This is a genomic window from Microbacterium sp. ZW T2_14, from assembly GCF_044987405.1.
Taxonomy (GTDB): Bacteria; Actinomycetota; Actinomycetes; order Actinomycetales; family Microbacteriaceae; genus Microbacterium.
On sequence record NZ_JBJDRK010000004.1, the window covers coordinates 23,782 to 43,392 of the forward strand.

Annotated in this window: 18 protein-coding genes; 4 read left to right on the plus strand and 14 right to left on the minus strand. The window is 68.5% G+C overall.

The window, feature by feature from the left end:
* Window positions 1-12: 12 nt before the first annotated feature.
* The 14 genes from ACI3KY_RS02360 to ACI3KY_RS02425 all read right to left on the minus strand — a co-directional run bounded on the left by ACI3KY_RS02360 (window position 13) and on the right by ACI3KY_RS02425 (window position 14,352).
* Window positions 13-972, minus strand: a complete 960-nt coding sequence (locus ACI3KY_RS02360) for a hydroxyacid dehydrogenase (RefSeq protein WP_404928605.1) — start codon at window positions 970-972, stop codon at window positions 13-15.
* On the minus strand, window positions 969-1,886 hold the full coding sequence (locus ACI3KY_RS02365; protein ID WP_404928606.1) for a family 43 glycosylhydrolase: 918 nt from the start codon (window positions 1,884-1,886) through the stop codon (window positions 969-971). Before ACI3KY_RS02365 ends, ACI3KY_RS02360 begins: the two co-directional genes overlap by 4 nt.
* Window positions 1,879-4,026 (minus strand): glycoside hydrolase family 36 protein, encoded by a 2,148-nt coding sequence (locus ACI3KY_RS02370; protein ID WP_404928607.1) that lies wholly within the window; start codon window positions 4,024-4,026, stop codon window positions 1,879-1,881. The genes ACI3KY_RS02365 and ACI3KY_RS02370 overlap by 8 nt, the downstream gene beginning before the upstream one ends.
* On the minus strand, window positions 4,023-4,775 hold the full coding sequence (locus ACI3KY_RS02375) for a hypothetical protein (RefSeq protein WP_404928608.1): 753 nt from the start codon (window positions 4,773-4,775) through the stop codon (window positions 4,023-4,025). The genes ACI3KY_RS02370 and ACI3KY_RS02375 overlap by 4 nt, the downstream gene beginning before the upstream one ends.
* Window positions 4,772-5,662, minus strand: coding sequence for a carbohydrate ABC transporter permease (locus ACI3KY_RS02380; RefSeq protein WP_404928609.1), 891 nt, complete (start codon window positions 5,660-5,662; stop codon window positions 4,772-4,774). The genes ACI3KY_RS02375 and ACI3KY_RS02380 overlap by 4 nt, the downstream gene beginning before the upstream one ends.
* Complete coding sequence (locus ACI3KY_RS02385) at window positions 5,659-6,693, minus strand: carbohydrate ABC transporter permease (protein ID WP_404928611.1); 1,035 nt, start codon at window positions 6,691-6,693, stop codon at window positions 5,659-5,661. The genes ACI3KY_RS02380 and ACI3KY_RS02385 overlap by 4 nt, the downstream gene beginning before the upstream one ends.
* A 66-nt stretch (window positions 6,694-6,759) precedes the next feature.
* Window positions 6,760-8,133 carry an ABC transporter substrate-binding protein gene (locus tag ACI3KY_RS02390; protein WP_404928612.1) on the minus strand — a complete coding sequence of 458 codons (1,374 nt, stop codon included), beginning with the start codon at window positions 8,131-8,133 and terminating at the stop codon, window positions 6,760-6,762.
* A gap of 145 nt (window positions 8,134-8,278) precedes the next feature.
* Window positions 8,279-9,319, minus strand: coding sequence for a LacI family DNA-binding transcriptional regulator (locus ACI3KY_RS02395; RefSeq protein WP_404928613.1), 1,041 nt, complete (start codon window positions 9,317-9,319; stop codon window positions 8,279-8,281).
* A 105-nt stretch (window positions 9,320-9,424) separates the two neighbouring features.
* Window positions 9,425-10,783, minus strand: a complete 1,359-nt coding sequence (gene glmM, locus ACI3KY_RS02400; protein ID WP_404928614.1) for a phosphoglucosamine mutase — start codon at window positions 10,781-10,783, stop codon at window positions 9,425-9,427.
* A gap of 16 nt (window positions 10,784-10,799) precedes the next feature.
* Entirely contained in the window at window positions 10,800-11,276 is a 477-nt protein-coding gene (rpsI, locus tag ACI3KY_RS02405; protein WP_404928615.1) for a 30S ribosomal protein S9, read from the minus strand.
* 25 nt (window positions 11,277-11,301) lie between these two features.
* On the minus strand, window positions 11,302-11,748 hold the full coding sequence (gene rplM / locus ACI3KY_RS02410) for a 50S ribosomal protein L13 (RefSeq protein WP_404928616.1): 447 nt from the start codon (window positions 11,746-11,748) through the stop codon (window positions 11,302-11,304).
* A gap of 193 nt (window positions 11,749-11,941) precedes the next feature.
* A complete protein-coding gene (locus ACI3KY_RS02415) occupies window positions 11,942-12,643 on the minus strand; it encodes a type II CAAX prenyl endopeptidase Rce1 family protein (protein WP_404928617.1) in 702 nt (233 codons plus the stop codon).
* Between the two features lie 14 nt (window positions 12,644-12,657).
* Window positions 12,658-13,083 (minus strand): LPXTG cell wall anchor domain-containing protein, encoded by a 426-nt coding sequence (locus ACI3KY_RS02420; protein ID WP_404928618.1) that lies wholly within the window; start codon window positions 13,081-13,083, stop codon window positions 12,658-12,660.
* A 414-nt stretch (window positions 13,084-13,497) separates the two neighbouring features.
* Entirely contained in the window at window positions 13,498-14,352 is an 855-nt protein-coding gene (locus tag ACI3KY_RS02425; RefSeq protein WP_404928619.1) for a CPBP family intramembrane glutamic endopeptidase, read from the minus strand.
* Window positions 14,353-14,385: 33 nt separating this feature from the next.
* On the opposite strand from ACI3KY_RS02425, the gene ACI3KY_RS02430 reads away from it, so the two are divergent.
* The 4 genes from ACI3KY_RS02430 to ACI3KY_RS02445 all read left to right on the plus strand — a co-directional run bounded on the left by ACI3KY_RS02430 (window position 14,386) and on the right by ACI3KY_RS02445 (window position 19,609).
* Entirely contained in the window at window positions 14,386-14,976 is a 591-nt protein-coding gene (locus ACI3KY_RS02430) for a low molecular weight phosphatase family protein (protein ID WP_404928620.1), read from the plus strand.
* 71 nt (window positions 14,977-15,047) lie between these two features.
* Window positions 15,048-16,661 (plus strand): polysaccharide biosynthesis tyrosine autokinase, encoded by a 1,614-nt coding sequence (locus ACI3KY_RS02435; RefSeq protein WP_404928621.1) that lies wholly within the window; start codon window positions 15,048-15,050, stop codon window positions 16,659-16,661.
* 281 nt (window positions 16,662-16,942) lie between these two features.
* Entirely contained in the window at window positions 16,943-18,580 is a 1,638-nt protein-coding gene (locus ACI3KY_RS02440) for a sugar transferase (RefSeq protein ID WP_404928622.1), read from the plus strand.
* Window positions 18,581-18,685: 105 nt separating this feature from the next.
* Entirely contained in the window at window positions 18,686-19,609 is a 924-nt protein-coding gene (locus ACI3KY_RS02445) for a hypothetical protein (protein ID WP_404928623.1), read from the plus strand.
* Window positions 19,610-19,611 lie beyond the last annotated feature (2 nt).

Consider the following 19,611-nt stretch of genomic DNA (forward strand, 5'->3'; position numbering starts at 1 on the left):
GCTCCAGGGTGGTCACGGCGCCGGGTGAGCGAAGGGCGCACCCGCGACGAATCGCTCGACCTCGGCGAGCGCGACCTCGCCCAGCCGGCGCAGCTCATTGCCCATCGAGCCCGCGAGGTGCGGAGTGAGGAACGCATTCGGCAGGTCGTACAGCGGATGTCCGGTGGGCAGCGGGTCGGGCTCGGTGACGTCGAGGATCGCCCGCAGCCGTCCGCGCTGGAGCTGCTCGACGAGGGCGTCTTGGTCCATCAGCCCGCCACGGGCGGTGTTGATCACGGTGGCGCCGTCGGGCAGAGCGGCGAGCACCTCGGCCGAGATCATGCCGAGGGTCGACGGCATCTCAGGCGCGTGGATCGACAGCACGTCGGCGCGAGCCGCGAGCGCGGCGAGGTCGTCCACGAGTTCGGCTCCGAGCGCCTCGGCGTCGGCCGCCGTCGCGTACGGGTCGTACACCAGCACGTGCACGTCGATGTCTCGCAGCTTCTGCACGACGAGCCGGCCGATGGTCGAGGCGCCGACGATGCCGACGGTCGTGCCGTACAGGCCGGTGTCGGGCAGCTCGGCCTCGCGGTCGATGAACCGCTGCTCGGAGGTGTACAGACGCGACGCCCAGAACGCGTCTTTCGCGGCGAGCGTGATCATCGCGAGGGTGAACTCCGCGACCGGGATCGCGTTGGCGGCCTTCGCGGTGGAGATGCGGATGCCGCGGGCCTGGGCCGGGCCGTCGAGCGCGCCGTTCCCGCCGCTCCAGTGCACGATTCCCCGCAGGGCGGGCAGCGCGTCCAGGTCGCCGGCGCCGATCGTGGCACCCCAGCCCGCGATCAGCAGCTCGACGCCGGACGGGTCGCGAATGCCGGCGACCGAGGTCACGGCATCCTGCTCCACGCGCACCAGCGCGCGCAGCCGTGCCTGGGCGTCCGCGTCGAACACGAACGGCACGAGCGCCGGATCCATCAGCAGCGCCGCCCTCATGCGCCCAGCTCCGAGATGCTCCACTGGTCGCGCCAGTCCAGGTGCACGCGGCCGTCGTCGATGCGCAGCGGGAGCCACACCGCCGGCGACTCCGCCAGCCGGGATGGGTCCCAGCGGTCGCCGACATAGACGTACCCGTCGCCGACGGGGGCGACGACGCTCACCTGCGACTCGAACGTGCGGGTGCCCACCGGTGCGATGGGGCGCCAGTCCTCCCACGGCCCCTCGAGAGCGGGGGCGCTGGTGTACATGTTGTCGTTCATGCTCCACCCCGTGAGGTCGGAGCCGAACATGTAATAGCGGCCGTCGTGGCGCACCAGGGTCGGCGACTCGTACCCGATCGCCGGATTCGCCTGCTGGCGAAGCGTCGCCACGACCGCGTCGACGCCGAGGTGGTCGTCGCGCAGGCGGTAGATGTGCAGGCCGTTGTCGCGGTCCTCCGACAGCAGGTAGCCGACGCCGTCCTCCTGGTACACGCCGATGTCGCGGCTCAGATTGCCGAGCGGACGCTCGCTGCGCACGTACGTGTACGGCCCCTCGGGGCGGTCGGCGATCGCATAGCCGACGCGCGCATAGGCATAGTCGCCGGGCTCGCCGTCGACCGGGCCGTCGACGTGCAGCAGCATCACCCACCGCTCGTCGGGTCGCTGCAGCACCTTGGGTCGCTCGACGACGCGGTCGGGTGCCAGGTCGCCCTCGGCCGCCGTCAGGGCGTCGCCCTCGTAGCGCCAGTGCGCGAGATCGCTCGACGAGTAGCAGGCGACGGCCGTGAACCGGTCGCCCGCCGTCTTGTCCTCGCCCCACGCGAGCCACCGGTCGCCGACGCGCTGCAGGCCGATGCCGTGCAGCTGCGCTGTCCGCCCACGGTCGTCGGTGAACACGCGTCCGGGCTGGATCGCGCCGCGCTCAGTCACGCTTCACCCGCAGCACGCGCGCGCCGATGCCGGCCGGCGTCGAGACCTCCAGCCCACCGGTGCCGGTCAGGAGCCCCCACGCGGCGGCCCCCGCCGGGAACAGCACCTCGACCTCGCCCACGACCCCGGGGATCGTGAACGCGGCGGGTGCGGCATCCCGATCCCATACGAACAGCAGGTCGCCGTCCGCCGTATGCAGTCCGAGGCATATGGCATCGTCGTCCCACGCCGGAAGCCCCAGCGGCCAGAACGGCAACGCCGTTCCGAGCGACTCGCGCAGCCCCTTGTGCAGCGCGACCGCCTCGGCGATCCGCGCCCGCTGGGCCGGCCGCAGGTCGTCGAGGAAGCCCGACAGGTAGAGCCGACCGCTCAGCCCGGTGACGAGCGTGAAGGTGGTCTCCTCGTCACTCATGTCGCTCGCGGGGTAGGCCCAGTTGCCACACTGCTCGGGAAGGATGGATGCCGGAGCCGACGCCGCGATCGGCGGGTACAGCCGGAAGTCCTGCTGGTCGCTGGTCGACTGCAGGTGGGTCACGGCCAGCAGTGCGTAGTCGGCGCGCATCGCGCCGGAGCTGCAGTTCTCGATCAGCAGCGACGGGTGGCGCTGCTGCACGCGCACCAGCCAGTCGCGGAACGCGCGGGTGTGCCCGAGCAGCCCGTCGCCCGCCGCCGTGGCGAGGTGCTCAGTACCCGCGCCGGGATTGATGTTGTAGTCGAGCTTGAGATAGCGGATTCCGAGCTCCTCGACGAGGTGGTCGACCGTCGCATCGAGATGGGCGCGAGCGGCCGGATGCCGGAAGTCGAGGTGGTAGCGGCGGTCCTCCTGCACGCGCTGCCCGAAGCGCTGGAAGAACGCGTCGTCGGGAAGCCGCGAGGCGGCGGGGCTGTCGATGCCGACCACCTCGGGCTCGAGCCACAGACCGGGCGCCATGCCGGCTTCGCGGATCGCATCGATCACGCGCCGCAGCCCGCCGTCGGGGAATCGGCTCGGCGCTTCGCGCCATTCGCCCACCGTCGACCACCAGTCGCCTATCGCCGGATCCGCGAACCACCCGGCGTCGATGCAGAACACCTCGACGCCCGCCTCGGCCGCACGGCGGACCAGCGGCAGCAGCTTCTCGGTGGTCGGCTGACCCATCAACGTGTTCATGAAGTCGTTGTAGACGATCGGCAGCCGGCCGGCCGCTGCATCGCGCAGCCAGCGGCGGTACCGGGTGAGCTCGGCGAGCGCGTTGCCCGGCGCTCGCGTGCGCGCCGCCGCCACCGCCAGCGCGACCGGCACGGCAGTGAACGCCTCGCCGGGCAGCAGCTCATGGGCGAACTGGTGTTCGAGGTCGGTCGGGCCCAGCAGCGACAGCACGCCGCCATCCTGCGCCTGGCAGAGGTCGGCGCGCCAGCCGGCGCTCGTCTCGATCTGCCATGCCAGCGTCTCGCCGTCCTCCCTCGAGAGGTAGCCGCACGGCACGTGCTCGCCGCTCGACCACGCCCCGTGGCTGGTGAGTCCGGCGTGACCGCGTGCGTCCTGCTCGTGAAGGGCGAGTGCGATGTCGGGCAGCAGCGTGCGCAGCGGCACCTCGCTCCACCTGTCCTCGGCGAGCCATTCACTCGCCGCCGAGCCCCACACCATCTCGTCCAGGTCGCTCGCCGCGCGCCCGAACCCGATCGTCGCCGACGAGATCGCGGTGACGACGACGGCCTCGCGCCCGGCGTTGCGGATCTCACTCTCGACGCGCACAGCCGCAGAGCCCGTGGGCGCGGTCACGGTGGTGCGCACCTCGATCCCGCTGAGCGCATCGCTCTGCACGACGACAGCGCGCACGGCGTCGGGCTCGGCGATGACCTGCGAGCCCTGCACGCGCAGGCGCTCGCCGACCGCCGACCGCCAGTACGCCTGGCTGGTGCGGGCCCGCTGCTCGACCGCGGTGAACACCTCGATCAGTCCGATCCCGGGCCGGCCGCTGTGCGTCGAGGACGGCACGACCAGCGCGGCCGGTGCGTCGTCCCGCCAGCGCAGCTCGAACGCTCCGACACGGGCGCGACTCGTGGCCGGCGCGGAGTCCGGGGAGGTGACCGGGGCCGGTACGGCAGGTGCGCTCTCGCGCGGGATCAGGGCGGCAGGATGATGGGCGGCTTCGGTCACGGAGTCCGTCTCGTCTCGTCATTCAGGGGAAGACGCAGCGCGTCGTTGCAGATATGGATGCCGGCACCGACGGCGGCGGGCAGGAAGAGGGCGATCGCGGCACCGATCAACGGCAGCGCCGTGGCCGCCAGGCCGACTCCCATGAGGAGCAGCCAGCTCAGCGCGATGTGCGGGCGCCGGGCGATCGCGCGCACTGCGGCCGTCACCGTCTCCACGGGGCCGTGGACACGCTGCTCCGTCCCCGCAGGCTGCGCCGCCGCGACCACGCACACCCCGATCAGCAGCACGACGGCCAGCGCCGCCGCGACCGCGGCCAGCAGCACGACTGCGTCGGCACTGCCGAAGAGCGCCAGGTCGTATTCGAGCACGACCGCGATCGCGCTCAGGCCGAGTGCAGCCCACCACAGGTCGCGGCATCCGTGAGCGAACGAGGTCCAGAACTCGCGTCCGGCACGCGCGTCGCCCCGCTCAGCGAGCACAGCCCGCGAGCCGCGCAGCAGCGCATAGGTGGCCGGTGCGAGCGGCAGCAGCGCCGCCGCTCCGAGCCACACCGCCAGGTGCGTGGCCTGCCAGCCGATCAGGGCGGTGAAGGCGAGCACGGGGACGAGGCATCCGATGAACGAAACCGAGACCACGAAGGCACGGAAGACGGTCAGTACCGTGCCCGCAAGAGCACCGTCGAGGGCGAGCAGCGCCCGCACGCGGGCCCTCGCGCCACCGCGCTGGGAGGTCGTGGGGGCGGCGCTCATCCCTTCACCGCCCCGACCGACATGCCCTTGATGAAGTAGCGCTGGAACGCGGCGAAGATCGCCACCGACGGGATGATCGCGAGGATGGCGCCGGTGTAGATCAGCTGCCACTGCGACGTGAGCAGGCCCACCATCCGGTTGATCGCGACGTTGATCGTGCCCGCCGACGACGAGTCGAGGAACACGAGGGGGATGAAGAAGTCGTTCCAGAGCCCCAGCGCCTGGATGATCACGAACGCCGAGGTCACCGGCAGCAGCATGGGGAACACGATCGACCAGAACGTGCGCAGGCGCCCGGCGCCGTCGATGGATGCCGCCTCCTCGACCTCGATGGGGATGCCCTTGAGGAAGCTGCAATAGAGAAGGATGCCGAAGCTCGCCGCCCCGCCGAGATGCACCAGGATCACACTCGTGAGGGTGCTGTACAGGCCCACCTCGTCGAATCCCTTCACCAGCGGGATCATTCGCACCTGGAACGGGATCATGAGGCCCGCGATGAAGAGGATGTAGACGAAGCGGGACGTGCGGCCCCCGACGCGCTCGATGCCGTACGCCGCCATCGGCACGATCGCGATGAGCAGCACGACGGTGGAGAGCGTGATGATGAGCGTGTTGACGAGCGCCTCGCCGTAATCGGTCTCCTGGAACAGCCGCACGTAGTTGTCGAGGGTGAACGTCGTCGGCAGCCCCATCGGATCCATGGTGATCTCGCCGTACGACCGGAACGAGTTCAGCAGCGCGTAGAGCACGGGGCTCGCGATGATCAGCACGAGCACCGCGAGGACGACCATCACGACGACTTGGCCGACGGTGAGCCTCTTCCGGCTCCGCGGGCGACGGCGGCGCGTGCGCTCGGGTGCGACGAGCAGTTGCGTCTCGGTGCTCATGCCTGGATCTCCCTCTTGCGCATGTAGGCGTTCGCGGCCACGGTGCTCACGATCACCACGAGGAACAGCACGATCGCCGCCGCGCTGCCGAAGCCGGCGCGGTACTCGCCGAAGCCGACCTTGTAGATGAAGAACGCCATGGTCTCGCTGACGAAACCTGGCCCGCCCGAGGTCAGCACCATGACCTGGTCGAAGATGGTCCACCCCGCGATCATCGCGAGCGTCATGTTGACGGTGACCGCGCCGGCGAGCATCGGCCACGTGACGTGGCGGAAAACCTGACGGCTGTTCGCACCGTCGATGCGGGCCGCCTCGACGAGGTCCTGCGGCACCGACTGGAGGTTGGCGAGGTAGATGAGGGTCGTGTTGCCGCCGAGGGCGAAGCAGGTGATGAAGAGGATCACCCACACCACGATCGAGCTGTCGCCCAGCCAGTCGCGCGCCCAGTCCGGCAATCCGATGTCACGCAGGAAGACGTTCACGGCGCCGAAGTTGTAGTTGAGCAGGTACTTCCAGATCGTGGCGAGGATGAACGCGCTCACCAGCGACGGAAGGTACACCGCGGTGCGGAACAGCCCCTGCCAGCGCCCGACGTGGTCGAGCATCAGGGCGACGCCGAGCGAGATGGCGTTGATGATGACGGCGGATCCGAGGCCGAGGATGAGCGTGTTCTTGACCGCGTTCCAGAACCGGCCGCTCGTCAGGATCTCGTCGTAGTTGGCGACGCCGACGTAGTCGTAGTCGGGGCTGATGCCATCCCAGTTGGTGAAGCTGAGCTGCAGCGACTGCAGCGACGGCACGATCACCATCAGCAGGTACACCACCAGCGCAGGGGCGATGAAGCCGAGCATCACCCATCGTGTGGAACGGAAGCGGCGCGTACGGCGCTGCTGGATCGGCGGGCCGGCCGGCACGAACGAGACGTCGTCGGCCGCACCCTCCGGCGCGCCGTCGAGCGGCCCCTCGCCGGTGAGTCGAACGGCGGCGCCGACCACCGCGGTCTGCCCCTGCAGGGCACTCTGATCAGTCATGGAGACCTCCTCGCCTCCGTTCCACGGTGCCCGGGCAGCCGCCCGGGCACCGTGTCACGTGTGGTCTCAGCCCGCTGCGACCGTCTTGTCGAACTCCGCCTGCACCTTGGCGATGGTGTCGTCGATCGACGACTGGCCGTCCTGCATCTCGATGCGCGCCTGGCGGAAGAAGGTGTTGAACGCGCTGAACGTCGACAGGTTCGACACGTTCTCGTACCACGTCAGGTTCGGGTTCTCGAGAAGCGCGAAGTAGTCCTTCGACCCCGGGATCGAGGTGTTGCGCTCGATCTCGTCCGCGGCGACGATGTTCGGCGCCAGCCAGCCCTGGGACTCCATCAGGTTGGCGGTGTCGACCTGGTAGAAGTACTCCAGGAACTCCGTCGCCGACGCGTACTCGGCGTCGTCCTCGGCCGCCTGAGCCGAGATCGCAAGACCGCCCGCGGTGTCGCCGTTGACGGCGTTCTTCAGCACGTTGATGGTGCCGTCCTCGGCCGGGATGATGAACAGGCCCGCGTTGAAGTCCGGGTCGACCTTGTGGATGTCGTTGAGGCGTCCGATGCCTGCCGAAGACGTCGCCATGACGGCCATGTCGTTCACGAGCAGCGTCGTGGTCTGCGCGTCCGCCGTGGACTGCCACCCCTCGAGCACGTAGTCGTTGGTGATGTCGAGCAGCTCCTGCAGCGGCTCGCGCAGGTCCTCGATGGTCGCGTCGCCGTTCTGCGCGGCGGTCCAGAACCCGCCCTCGTCGCCGTACTCCGCGAAGTACGGCGCGGCGAGCGGCTTCCACAGCTGGTCGCTCGGCCACACCTCGGCCGCGGCGGTGGCCAGCGGCGCATCGCCGTTCGCCTTGATGTCGTCGAGCAGGTCGAGGAAGTCGTCGTACGTCTCGGGCACCTCGAGGTCGTTGTCCTTGAAGTAGTCCTTGTTGTAGACGACGTTCAGGCCGATCTCGCCGTTGAGCGCGCTGTACGGCACGGTGTAGACGTTGCCGTCCTCCGCGGTGCCGTAGGCCTCCGGCTGGATCAGCTCGGTCACCGAATCGGGGATCGGTGCGAGCTTGCCGGCGTTGACGTAGGTGAGCGTGTCGCGCATGTCGACGACGGCGGGCCAGTTGCCCGTGGCATCCATCGTCTTCAGGGCGGTCGCGTAGTCGCTTCCGGCGGGAAGCGGGTCGAGCTGCACGGTCGTCGTGTCGCTCTGCTCGTTGAAGGCTTCGACCACGTTGTCGACCACCGAGTTCCAGGTCTCGTCGCCGGTGGCGTAGAGGAAGCGGATCGTGGTCTTCTCGGTCGCCGCGCCGCTCTCGTCGCCGTCGTCCGCGGGGCTGCTGCACCCCGTCAGCGCGAGTGCCGCGACAGCGATGCCCGCTGCGCCGGCGATCCAGGGCGAGCGGCGGCCCATACGGGCACGCATCCCTGCCCGCGTCATCGCGTCATGCATGTGATCTCCCTTGATTCGTGCCGGAACCATTCCGTCTCCGAGAGAGTACCTCAAAGTGGACAACGTTTGCCACTCTTATCCGCGAAGCGCTTTCCCTCGGCGACGACCACTGCGGGCGGACCTCATCTCGACGGCGGGGTGCCGCCTACGCGGGTACCAGCGGAGTGCCGTGGAGGATGGGGGTCGCGGTGAGGGCGATGGTCTCCGCCGCGTCCGCCCCGTCATCCAACGCGAGGGCGAGCGCGGCGCCGCCGAACTCCTCGAGAGGCACCTCGACGGTGCTGAAGCCGGGCAGCACGTCGCCGAGCATCGGCACGTGGTCGAACCCGGTCACCTCGATGTCGGCCGGCACCGGCACGCCCAGTTCCCGCAGGCGCGCGATCACGCCGACCGCCATCGCGTCGCTCATCGCCGCGATGACGTCGAGCTCCGCGAGCCGGTCCCGCAGCTGCTCGACCGCGCGGTATCCGCCGTCGCGAGAGAACTCGGTGTGCACGATGTCGCGCTCGTCCACTGCGATGCCGCGCGCGGCGAGCCCCTCGGCGAATCCGCCGACGCGCTCCAGCGCTGTCACCTCGATGTCGGGCCCCGAGACCATCGCGAAACGCCGGTTGCCGGCATCCGCCAGGCCTTCCGCGAGGAGCCGTGCGGCGTGACGGTTGTCGACGGTCACGGTCGGGAAGCCCAGGTCGTTGTCGCCGATGACCACGATCCGCGCGCCGTGGTCCTGCAGCACCATCAGCTGTTCCTTGACGGCCGCCTCACGCGCCGCGTCCGTCGTGCGGCTGGTCGCCATGACGACGGCGAGGTGTCGTTCGCCGCGCAGCTGTGCGAGCAGGTTGATCTCGCGCGCCGAGTCGTCGCGCGTCGTGCGCACGGCGACCGAGACGCCGCGCTCTTCGGCCGCGTGCATGATGCCGGCGATCATGGTCGCCGAGCCGAAGTCGTCGATGTCGCCGACTATGAACGCCACGGTGCGGGCGCGCCCGCCCTTGATGGCCTGCGCCGCCGGACTCACCGAATAGCCGAGCGCGCGCGCCGCCTCTTCGACGCGGCTGCGCAGCTCGGGGGATCCGCTCTGCTTGCCGCGCACGCCGCCGTTGAGGGCACGGGACGCCGCCGGCACCGACACTCCGGCCAGTCGCGCGACGTCGGCGAGGGTGGCAGGTTTGGCGCTCTTCGACATTCGTCTCCCCGGGCGTGCGCGTGCAGATAACGCTATCCAGTATCCCGGATGCCGGCGGCGGGGGCGTGCGGCACCGCCGCCGCCCCGCCGCAAACGCGCTGCTGCCTACAGGGCGAGTCGCTCGCGCACGACCTCGGCGAGCACATCCGCGTGACGTCGGGCGTCGTGTTCGGAACCCGCTTCCACCATCACGCGCACCATCTCCTCGGTGCCCGACGGGCGCAGGAGCACGCGCCCCGACAGGCCGAGCTCGGCGGAGGCGCGGGCGACGGCATCCTGGACCACCTCGTCAGAGCCGGCACGCGTGCGATCGACGCCGCGCACGTTCACGAGCACCTGCGGGTACACGGTCATGATCGAGGCGAGCTCGGCGAGCGTCTTGCCGGTGCGAGCCATCTCGGCGACCAGGTGCAGGCCGGTGAGCACGCCGTCGCCGGTCGTGGCGTACTGACTCATGATGACGTGGCCGGACTGCTCGCCGCCGAGCGAGAAGCCGCCTTCGTTCATGCGCTCGAGCACGTAGCGGTCGCCGACCGCGGTGGTCTCGACACGGATGCCGTGCTCCGACATGGCGCGATGCAGGCCCAGGTTGCTCATCACGGTGGCGACGAGCGTGTCGTTCGCGAGACGACCGCGGCTCTTCATCGACACCGCGAGGATCGCCATGATCTGATCGCCGTCGACGATCGTGCCGTTCGCATCGACCGCGAGGCAGCGGTCGGCGTCGCCGTCGTGCGCGATGCCGACGTCGGCGCCATGCTCGACGACGGCCTTCGCGAGCACGTCGAGGTGCGTCGAGCCGACGCCGTCGTTGATGTTGATCCCGTCGGGGTCGGCGCCGATGACGGTGACCCGGGCGCCCGCGTCCTTGAAGGTCTCGGGCGAGACGCCGGATGCCGCGCCGTGCGCGCAGTCGAGCACCACATGCAGCCCGTCCAGGCGATGCGGGAGCGACCCCAGCAGGTGCACGACGTAGCGGTCTTCGGCGTCGGCGAACCGGCGGATGCGGCCGACGGCAGCGCCGGTGGGCAGCAGCTTCGGGCCGTCCATGGCGCGCTCGATGCGCTGTTCGACGACGTCGGGCAGCTTGACGCCGCCGGTCGCGAAGATCTTGATGCCGTTGTCGGGGGCGGGGTTGTGGGATGCCGACACCATGACGCCGAAGTCGGCGTCGATGTCGGCGATCAGGAACGCCGCGGCGGGGGTGGGCAGCACGCCGGCGTCATAGACGTCGACGCCCGAGGACGCGAGCCCGGCCTCGACGGCGGCCGAGAGGAATTCGCCGGAGACGCGGGGGTCGCGCGCGACGACCGCGCTGAGGCGCTTGCCGGCGGCGCGTCGCGCCTCGGCAGTACGCCCCTGGCCCAGGACGACGGCGGTCGCCTGGGCCAGGGAGAGTGCGAGATCGGCGGTGAGGGGGCCGTTGGCCAGCCCCCTCACCCCGTCCGTGCCAAAGATCGGCATGCGGAGGTGAAGCCGATCAGCGCTTCGAGTACTGCGGAGCCTTGCGGGCCTTCTTGAGACCGGCCTTCTTGCGCTCGATGACGCGGGCGTCACGCGAGAGGAAGCCGGCCTTCTTGAGGGTCGGGCGGTTGTTCTCTTCGTCGATCTGGTTCAGCGCACGGGCGATGCCGAGACGCAGCGCGCCGGCCTGACCCGAGGGGCCACCACCCGAGATGCGCACGATGACGTCGTACGCGTCGGTGAGGTTGAGGACCGTGAACGGGTCGGTGATGAGCTGCTGGTGCAGCTTGTTCGGGAAGTAGTCCTCGAACGCACGGCCGTTGACGGTGATGGTGCCCGAGCCGGGGATGACGCGCACGCGGGCGATGGCCTGCTTGCGACGGCCGACGGCCGCACCCGACACCGAGAGCACGGGGCGCTCGGCGGCGACGACGGTCTCGTCGATCTGGGACTCGGTGGAGTAGCTCGTGGGGGTTTCTTCGATGTTCGCCATCAGTCTGTCCTTGTCTATCCGGCGCTTACTGGGCGACCTGGTCGAAAACGTACGCGGAGGGCTTCTGCGCGGCGTGCGGGTGCTCGGCACCGCGGTACACCTTGAGCTTCGACAGCTGGTCGCGGCCGAGCGAGTTCTTCGGGAGCATGCCGCGGACGGCCTTCTCGACGGCGCGGACGGGGTTCTTCTCGAGGAGCTCCGAGTAGGTGACCGACTTCAGGCCGCCCGGGTAACCCGAGTGGCGGTACGCCTTCTTCTGCTCGAGCTTCTGACCGGTCAGGGCGACCTTCTCGGCGTTGATGATGATGACGAAGTCGCCCATGTCGATGTGGGGGGCGAACGTCGGCTTGTGCTTGCCGCGGAGGATGGCGGCGGCGTGCGAGGCGAGACGGCCGAGGACGACGTCAGTCGCGTCGATGACCAGCCACTCGCGCTGGGCTTCGCCAGCCTTGGGGGTGTAAGTGCGCGTCACAGTAGTGCTGCTTTCTTGATTCGAACGGAGAGGTTCGTGAATCCCACTCCGGGGTGGTTCTGTCTCTCGATGAGGGACCGAACACGCCAGTGGAGGGCTCACGTTCGTCGGTGCCCGGTCAGCTGAGCAGGCACCAAAGATCAATAGTACGCCAGACGGATGCCGCAGCCAAACCGCGCTCTACGCGCCCGGCTCACCAGATGAGGAGCGCCACGCCGATCGCGTTGAATACGACATGAAAGAGGAGCGACGACACGAGTCGTCCGGTGACGACGAAGAGGATGCCGCAGCCGAGGCCCACGACCAGCGGCGCGAGCAGTTGACCCCAGGTGACGACGCCGCCCGCGAGGAAGACGTGCATCGCGACGAACGCCGAGGTCGACAGGGCGACGGCGACGGTCCCGGCGACGCCTCGCCCGAGCGTCGCGCAGACGTCGAGCAGGGCTGCTACGGCGACGCCCCGGAAGAAGAACTCCTCCACGACGGGGGTCACGAAGGCGGCTCCGAGAGCGATGACGACGACCGCTGTATAAGAGATGTATCCGAAGCCCGCGAGGAGTGACCCCGTGGTCGGCGCGACGACCTCGAGAAGCGCCCGCGCGGCCAGCCCCAGACCGATCCCGAGGACGACGTCCATCCAGGTGCCGGAGAAGACGACGCGGCGCAGGAACCCCGGGGTGGAGCAGACGGCGATGGCGATCGCCGTCGCCACGATCATCGGCGCCGACAGCACCACGAGATTCGCGAGCTGAGCGACCCAGGGCTCTGGCAGCACCGCGTTGCGCCAGAGCACTGCGGCGAGCCCGGTGCCGACCAAGCCTGCCAGCACCCACAGCAGTGCGACCCAGGGCCGCCGATAGAACGACGAAGACCCCGGGCTCTCACCCGGGGTCATCGTCAGAGGATTCGTCAGTGCTTCGCAGCGGCCCGGCGGCGAGCCGCGACCGCGGCGACGGCGATACCGCCGAGGCCGAGAGCGCCGACACCGACCCAGATCGCGGCGGCGGGCACGGTGCCACCCGTGGCGGGCAGCTCGCTCGAGCTGCCACCCGAGCCGGAGCCGGCGGCCGCGACGTCGAGCGTGACCGAGCCGATCGTGGACTCGCCGTCAGACACGCTCACGACGTAGGTGCCCGCGGTCTGCGCCGTGAAGGTGGCGGAGGCCGAGCCGTCGGTGACCGCCTTCTCGACCGATCCGCCGCCGCTCGCGAGCACGATGGACGCGAGGCTGGCGCCGGTGCTGGGGCTGACCGAGAAGAAGACGACCTCGAGGTCGCCGAGCTCGCTGAACGTGATGGTGACAGGCTGCCCGACGGCGGGAGTGGTGTCACTCACGGTGCCAGGCACGTCGGAGGGGTAATCGGCGGAGGCTGCCCCAGCGCCTCCGAGGACGAGCAGACCAGCGACTGCAATTGCGGCGAATGCCTTTTTGAACATGGCAGAAATCTCCCGAGTTTATGTGCGCGTCATCGGCTGAATGATGTCGGCAAACGTTCACCCGAGGCGCCGACCTGTGACACGCTACCCCATTCTGGGAGTTCGATGAGAAGCCCTGAGTTTCCAGAAAGTAACAAGTTGTCGCAGTTGTCCCCCGAACGGAGGACAAACCTCTAATGGGGTGTCCCCCATTCGGGGGACAATGCGATGCAGTACGCCACTTTGTCCCCCATTCGGCGGACAAATTGATGCGACGCGTCCTAATGTCCCCCATTCGGGGGACAAAGGGTGAAGCGAATTTTCCGCAATCCCCTACGCCATTGCGCTCGCGGCGAGCGCGAGAGCCACGTACGAGGCGTTGTAGACGACGTGCACCAGGACGGCGCCCCAGATCCGTCCCGTGAGAAGCACGAGCAGAGCGCAGACCACGCCGAGCAGCGAGAGAGCGACGATGCCGCTCGCATCGCCGTCGCCCGAGATGCCGTGCACCAGCACGAACAAGGCCGTCGAGGCGAGCGCGGCGGCCAGCCCGGCGGTGAGCTTGCCGAACGGGCGCCGCAGCACGGTGTAGAGCGCGATGAGCACGACGGCGCGGAAGAAGAACTCCTCGACGAGCGGCGCGATCACGACAGGCGCCACGACGTCGAGTGCGAGCGTCGAGAGCGCCGATGAGCCGTCGATCTCCAGCAGGGTCGGGAGCGTCGCCGCGCTCCCGTCGAGCCCTGCGATCCATCCCTGGGTCGTGCGCAGGAGGGCGCCGAGCACCAGCCCGTAAAGCAGATCGATCGCGCGCAGTCGCAGCAGGCCGATCGGTCGCGACCGGGTGAACGCCCAGATGATCGGGCCCAGCATCCCGATCCACAAGATGACCGTGGCGGATGCCGCAGCCCAGGGCGACTCCCATGCGGTGGCCACGAGCGACCCGAGAAGCACGGCGGCGCCGAGCGACACCAGGGCGACGGCGAGCAGCGCCTCGCGCCACCGCAGCACGGTGCGGCCACCCAGGCGCCAGTCGGTGCGAGCCTCGTGCGGGGCGCGCCGGGAGCGCCGCGGCGAGGGCTCTTCCACGACGGCGTCGCCGCCGGTCGCGTCCGCGGTTGCGGCGGCCGGCGGCTGGATCGCCCACACGTCGACCGTGGGGGTGGCGTCGCTAGGCTGGTCAGGCACGCGCCTACGCTACCCGCCCCGTGGAGGCATCCCTTGTTCGCGATCCTCGCGGTATGCACGGGCAACATCTGCCGTTCGCCCCTCGCCGAGCAGCTGCTGCGTGCGCGCCTCGCAGACCTCGAGCCCTACATCGCGAGCGCCGGCACGCGCGGTCTGCCCGCAGCCCAAATGACGGTCGAGGCGGCGCATATCGCGCGGGCGCTCGGCGTCCCCGACGCCGAGACGGATGCACACCGTTCGCGGTTCCTCACCGAGCAGCACCTCCACACGCCCGACCTGATCCTCGCGATGACCCGCGAGCACCGCCGGGCCATCGCCGAGCTGGCGCCCTCCCGCCTGCGATCGACGTTCACCATCCGTGAGTTCGCGCGACTGGCCGCAGCCGTGCCTGCCGACGAAGTGCGGGCGGCGGCGGATGGCGCCGCCGCACCGTCCGAGAAACTGCGGGCCGCGGCATCCGTCGTCGCCTCTTATCGCGGTCTCGTGCCGGCGCCGGAAGATCCCGCCGACGACGACGTGATCGACCCGTACAGACAGCCGTGGGAGACCTATCTGCTGTCGGCGCAGCAGCTCGAGCCGGCCGTCACGACGGTCGCGGCGACCGTGCGCGCTGCGCTCACGTAACCCGTTCCGGGCCTCGACCTGGCGCTGTGTAAGAATTCACGGACCACACCGGCACCCCCGCGAGAGGCGACATGGAGCTCACCGACTACATCCGGATCCTGCGCAAGAACTGGGTGATCATCGTGGTCGCCGCCCTGATAGGGGTGGGCGTAGGCGCGGCCTGGAGCATCACCAGGACCCCGAAATACGAGGCATCCAGCACGATCTTCGTCTCGACTCAGACGGGATCGACTATCGGCGAACTACAACAGGGCTCGAACTTCACCCAGTCCCGAGTTCAGACTTACGCGGCGCTCGTCAGTACTCCGCTGGTGATGAACCCCGTCATCGCGGAACTGGGACTCGGCACGACAGCCGGCTCGCTCGCTTCGAAGGTCTCGGCGTCCACCGCCGCGAGCACCACGCTGATCACGATCACGGTGACCGACACGGATCCCGTTGCAGCGGCGGACATCGCCAACTCTCTCGCGGCATCCTTGACTACGGCGGTCGAACAGATCGAAGCTGTGCAGGGACCGGACGGCAATGAGACCAGTCCGATCCGCCTCTCGCGCGTACGCGATGCTCTGCCCCCGCTCGAGCCATCCAGTCCGAATCTCCTGCTGAATCTCGCAATCGGAGGCCTCGCAGGATTCGCGTTGGGGATCGGCATCGTCGTTCTGCGAGTAGTCCTCGACACGCGGATCCGAGCGCCGCGCGATGTCGAGGAACTGACGGATCGCCCGATCATCGGCATGATCGCGTTCGACCCGAAGGCCAAAGAGCGGCCCTTGATCGTGCACGCCGACCCGCTGAGCCCGCGAGCGGAGTCGTTCCGAGCGATGCGAACCAACCTCCAGTTCCTCGATGTCGGCGAGAACTCATCGTTCGTGGTCACGTCCAGCGTACCGACCGAGGGGAAATCGACGACCACGATCAACTTGGCGATCGCACTCGCGGACGCTGGCAAGCGTGTCGCGCTGCTCGACACCGATTTGCGCAAGCCGAAGGTGGCCGAGTATCTAGGAATCGAGGGTGGCGCTGGCCTCACCGATGTACTGATCGGGCGCGCCAACATCGCTGACGTCATGCTGCCGTGGGGCAACCGTGGACTCTATGTTCTGCCCTCAGGCAAAATACCTCCCAACCCGAGCGAACTCCTGGGTTCAGACCGTATGCGTGCGCTGCTAGAGGCCTTCGAGCGTGACTTCGACGTGGTGCTCTGCGACGCACCCCCCTTGCTGCCTGTCACCGATGCCGCGATCTTGGCGAGAGCAACCAGCGGGGCGATCGTGATCGTCGCGGCCGGCCGAACCAATCGCCAGCAGTTGTCGGGAGCCCTGGATGCGCTCGACACCGTGGGGGCACACGTCGCAGGTCTCGCTCTCACAATGGTGCCGACGAGAGGGCCCGACTCATATGCATACGGCTACGGCTACGGCTACACGGAGTCCAGCCCCGCGCGATCAGGAATGTGGCGGAAGCGCAAACACGCAACACCCAGCCCCTCGTCTGACCCGGACGTGACGCCGGAGCGTGCTGCGACGCGCGAAGGGGCAACGGTCGTCGAGCCACAGCAGCCGTTGCGCCAAACCGCAGCCGCGCCGCCCGCCACCCAACCCGACGCCCCGCTCACCATCGACAGCATCATCCAACAAGCGGCAGGCTCACGGCGCTCCCAGAATCGCTCGGATTTGCCGACCTGATGGGAGCGGGGAGCTGGCATCCGCAGCGATGTCCCTCAATCCAGCGCCCGAATTGCCGTCAACCTCATGACGTTCGAGCGTCGTCGCGGGTGAGCGGGGCCTCTACCAAGTAGGAATCACGCACGCCGCTCCACGCGTGCGAATCGCTACTTGTCACACCCTGGGTGCGACTGGTGCCGCTACAGAGCGGTCTCGTCGGCGCGAAACAATCGAGTCGAAGCATCGCATCCGGGTCGACCGCATTCGTCCTCGCCTCGATACTGTTAGCCTCGGCGCAGCGAATGACGAAACGTGATACTCCCCCGCAACAATCGGATGGTAATTTACCTTCCGACCGAGTCAATGCGGCCGGAAAAAGGAATACTGTGACGTCGAACTGTCAGCTCGACGCGACATCGACGTCGCAGCGTGGGGAACTTATCGGTGCACCCTCGGTCATCAACGCGCCCGAGGGGGCCCCGCCATGGGTGAGCCCCTCGGCGCGCCCGTCCTGGCGTCGGGCATATGCGCGGCGGCTATGGTTCAGCGATCTGTTCATCTTGATTTGGGCCGTGTACGGCACGCAGATGCTGTGGTTCGGTTTTGGCAACGCGCAGGTGTCGATTCGCGAGGACTCACGGCTCAGCGAATTCTCGTACTGGCTGTTCTCGGCCGGGCTGGTGATCGCGTGGATGTGGGCACTCACACTCGTGGACTCGCGGGACCACCGCGTGATCGGATCCGGCAATGCGGAGTACGTGCGGGTCGCCCGGGCCAGTCTCGGCTTGTTCGGCGCCATCGCAATCCTCGCGTTCCTTCTACGCGTGGACGTCGCCCGCGGTTATCTCCTCATCGCGCTGCCCCTGGGGATCTCGATGCTCCTGTTCGAGCGCTGGCTCTGGCGGCAATGGCTCATCGCCTATCGCGCGCTCGGCGAGTACTCGGCGCGGGTGCTCCTTGTCGGCTCGGCGGACTCGGTTACACAGATCGCTCGCGAACTTCGCCGGGCTCCCAGCGCCGGTTATTTCGTCGTCGGCGCATGCGTTCCGTCAGCCGTGAGGGGCGACGTCGTCCCCGGCACCACGATTCCGATCGTGGGTGACGTCGGCAATGTCGACGTCGCCCTCCAGGTCACGGGTGCCGACACGGTCGCGATCACCAGCACCGACGATCTCCCGCCCGCGAAGGTGAAGGAGATTTCCTGGGGCCTCGAACCAGGGCGACAGCATCTCGTGCTCGCTCCGAACATCGTTGACATCGCCGGACCGCGCATCCACACACGACCGGTGTCGGGGCTTCCCCTCATTCACGTGGAAACGCCCCGGTTCTCCGTCGGTCAGCGGGTCCTCAAGCGATCCTTCGACGTGGCTGCGAGTCTCATGCTGATCATCGTGCTCGCCCCACTCTTGTTGGGTGTGGCCATCGCGGTCCGCTCCACGAGTCCTGGGCCCGTGTTCTTCTCGCATGAACGGATCGGCCTGCGCGGCACCCCATTCCGGATGCTGAAGTTCCGCTCGATGCGGCAGGGGGCGGACCGGGAACTCAGCGCCCTTCTCGCAGTACAGGGCAAGAGCGACCAGCCGCTGTTCAAGGTGGTAAACGACCCTCGCATCACGCCGGTGGGGCGGTTCATCCGGAAGTACTCCCTCGATGAGCTTCCCCAGCTCTTCAACGTCCTGGGCGGTTCGATGAGCGTCGTCGGACCGCGCCCCCAGATCGCGGCCGAGGTCAGCCTGTACTCCGATGCAGCGCGCCGGCGTCTGCTGGCGAAACCTGGAATGACGGGTTTGTGGCAGGTGAGCGGACGATCGGGGCTCGAGTGGAACGACGCCATCCGTCTCGACCTCTACTACGTCGAGAACTGGTCGTTCCTTGGCGACCTGACGATCTTGCTCAAGACCGTCAAAGCGGTGATGGCCCCTGGCGACACGGCCCACTAACGGTCAGCACTGCCTCGCCGTGGACTCCCCCCCCCCCCCGTTGGGGTGGGCGGCCGAGCGTCCAACTTCGACCGAACTTGCAATCGATGAATTAGGAGGTGCGGAATGGACATCTTGACTCTCGAGCGATTCACCCGCCGCTCGGAGAACGCCGCCCTCGAGGCCACCTCGAAGACTCACGGTCTCACAAACGTCTTCAACGCGAGTCTCGCGTTGTTCGGCGGCTCGACCTTCATGGCGTTCCGCGCGGAGAGCTTTCCGGGGGAGCGCCCGTTCCGCGCCTTTGTCGCCGAGTATGCCGACGGGCGCGAGGTGGCCCTCGTCGACATCACCGCCGCGGCCACGCCTGGCCGTGACATCGCCAAGACTGCCGACCCGAAGCTCGTCGAGCTCGGAGGCATGCTCTACGTCACCTACAACACGGGGAACGTCCATGTGGGCCAGAACGACATCTTCCTACAGCGCATCGCGCCCACTCCGGGTCCGCCGCAGCGCTGTGTCCTAGAAGGCAGAAGGCCGGTGGAGAAGAACTGGGGCTTCTTCTCACTGCCGGACGGGTCAGTGGGGGTGGTGTACTCCCTCGCCCCGGCGAAGGTTCTCGAGTTGATCGCCGGTACCCCCGGAGGCGAGGAAGACCTTGTTTTCGCGCCGCGGACAGAGGAGTCCGACCTTCCACACCGCTTTCCTCGGCTCCATATCGGATCTCAGCCGCTGATCGTCTCCGGAACGAGAGCCATCATCGCCGCCAACCAGCAACGACCGATCCCCGGGATCCCGCGCAAGATCTACTTCGGCCGCTTGGCGGAGTTCGACCTAGCCACGGGACGTCTGACACGACTTAGTCGCCGCGGACTGCTGCATTCGTGGCGGCACGCGTTACCGCAACGCACACGTCATAACCCAGGGCTCTTGTCCGCCACCTACTTCGCCGGCCTCGCTCGGACCGACGCCGGTCTCCTCCTGAGCTATGGAGTCAACGACACGGCGTTCGGAATCGCACGCGTGCCGGAGGACGTTGCCTGGAGGTAGTG

What these genes read in the sequence shown, in the direction of transcription:
- ACI3KY_RS02360 (WP_404928605.1), bottom strand. Translation starts at nt 972, where the DNA reads ATGAGGGCGGCGCTGCTGATGGATCCGGCGCTCGTGCCGTTCGTGTTC.
- ACI3KY_RS02375 (WP_404928608.1), bottom strand. Translation starts at nt 4,775, where the DNA reads ATGAGCGCCGCCCCCACGACCTCCCAGCGCGGTGGCGCGAGGGCCCGC.
- ACI3KY_RS02380 (WP_404928609.1), bottom strand. Translation starts at nt 5,662, where the DNA reads ATGAGCACCGAGACGCAACTGCTCGTCGCACCCGAGCGCACGCGCCGC.
- ACI3KY_RS02385 (WP_404928611.1), bottom strand. Translation starts at nt 6,693, where the DNA reads ATGACTGATCAGAGTGCCCTGCAGGGGCAGACCGCGGTGGTCGGCGCC.
- ACI3KY_RS02390 (WP_404928612.1), bottom strand. Translation starts at nt 8,133, where the DNA reads ATGCATGACGCGATGACGCGGGCAGGGATGCGTGCCCGTATGGGCCGC.
- ACI3KY_RS02395 (WP_404928613.1), bottom strand. Translation starts at nt 9,319, where the DNA reads ATGTCGAAGAGCGCCAAACCTGCCACCCTCGCCGACGTCGCGCGACTG.
- glmM (WP_404928614.1), bottom strand. Translation starts at nt 10,783, where the DNA reads ATGCCGATCTTTGGCACGGACGGGGTGAGGGGGCTGGCCAACGGCCCC.
- rpsI (WP_404928615.1), bottom strand. Translation starts at nt 11,276, where the DNA reads ATGGCGAACATCGAAGAAACCCCCACGAGCTACTCCACCGAGTCCCAG.
- ACI3KY_RS02415 (WP_404928617.1), bottom strand. Translation starts at nt 12,643, where the DNA reads ATGACCCCGGGTGAGAGCCCGGGGTCTTCGTCGTTCTATCGGCGGCCC.
- ACI3KY_RS02435 (WP_404928621.1), top strand. Translation starts at nt 15,048, where the DNA reads ATGGAGCTCACCGACTACATCCGGATCCTGCGCAAGAACTGGGTGATC.
- ACI3KY_RS02440 (WP_404928622.1), top strand. Translation starts at nt 16,943, where the DNA reads ATGACGAAACGTGATACTCCCCCGCAACAATCGGATGGTAATTTACCT.
- ACI3KY_RS02445 (WP_404928623.1), top strand. Translation starts at nt 18,686, where the DNA reads ATGGACATCTTGACTCTCGAGCGATTCACCCGCCGCTCGGAGAACGCC.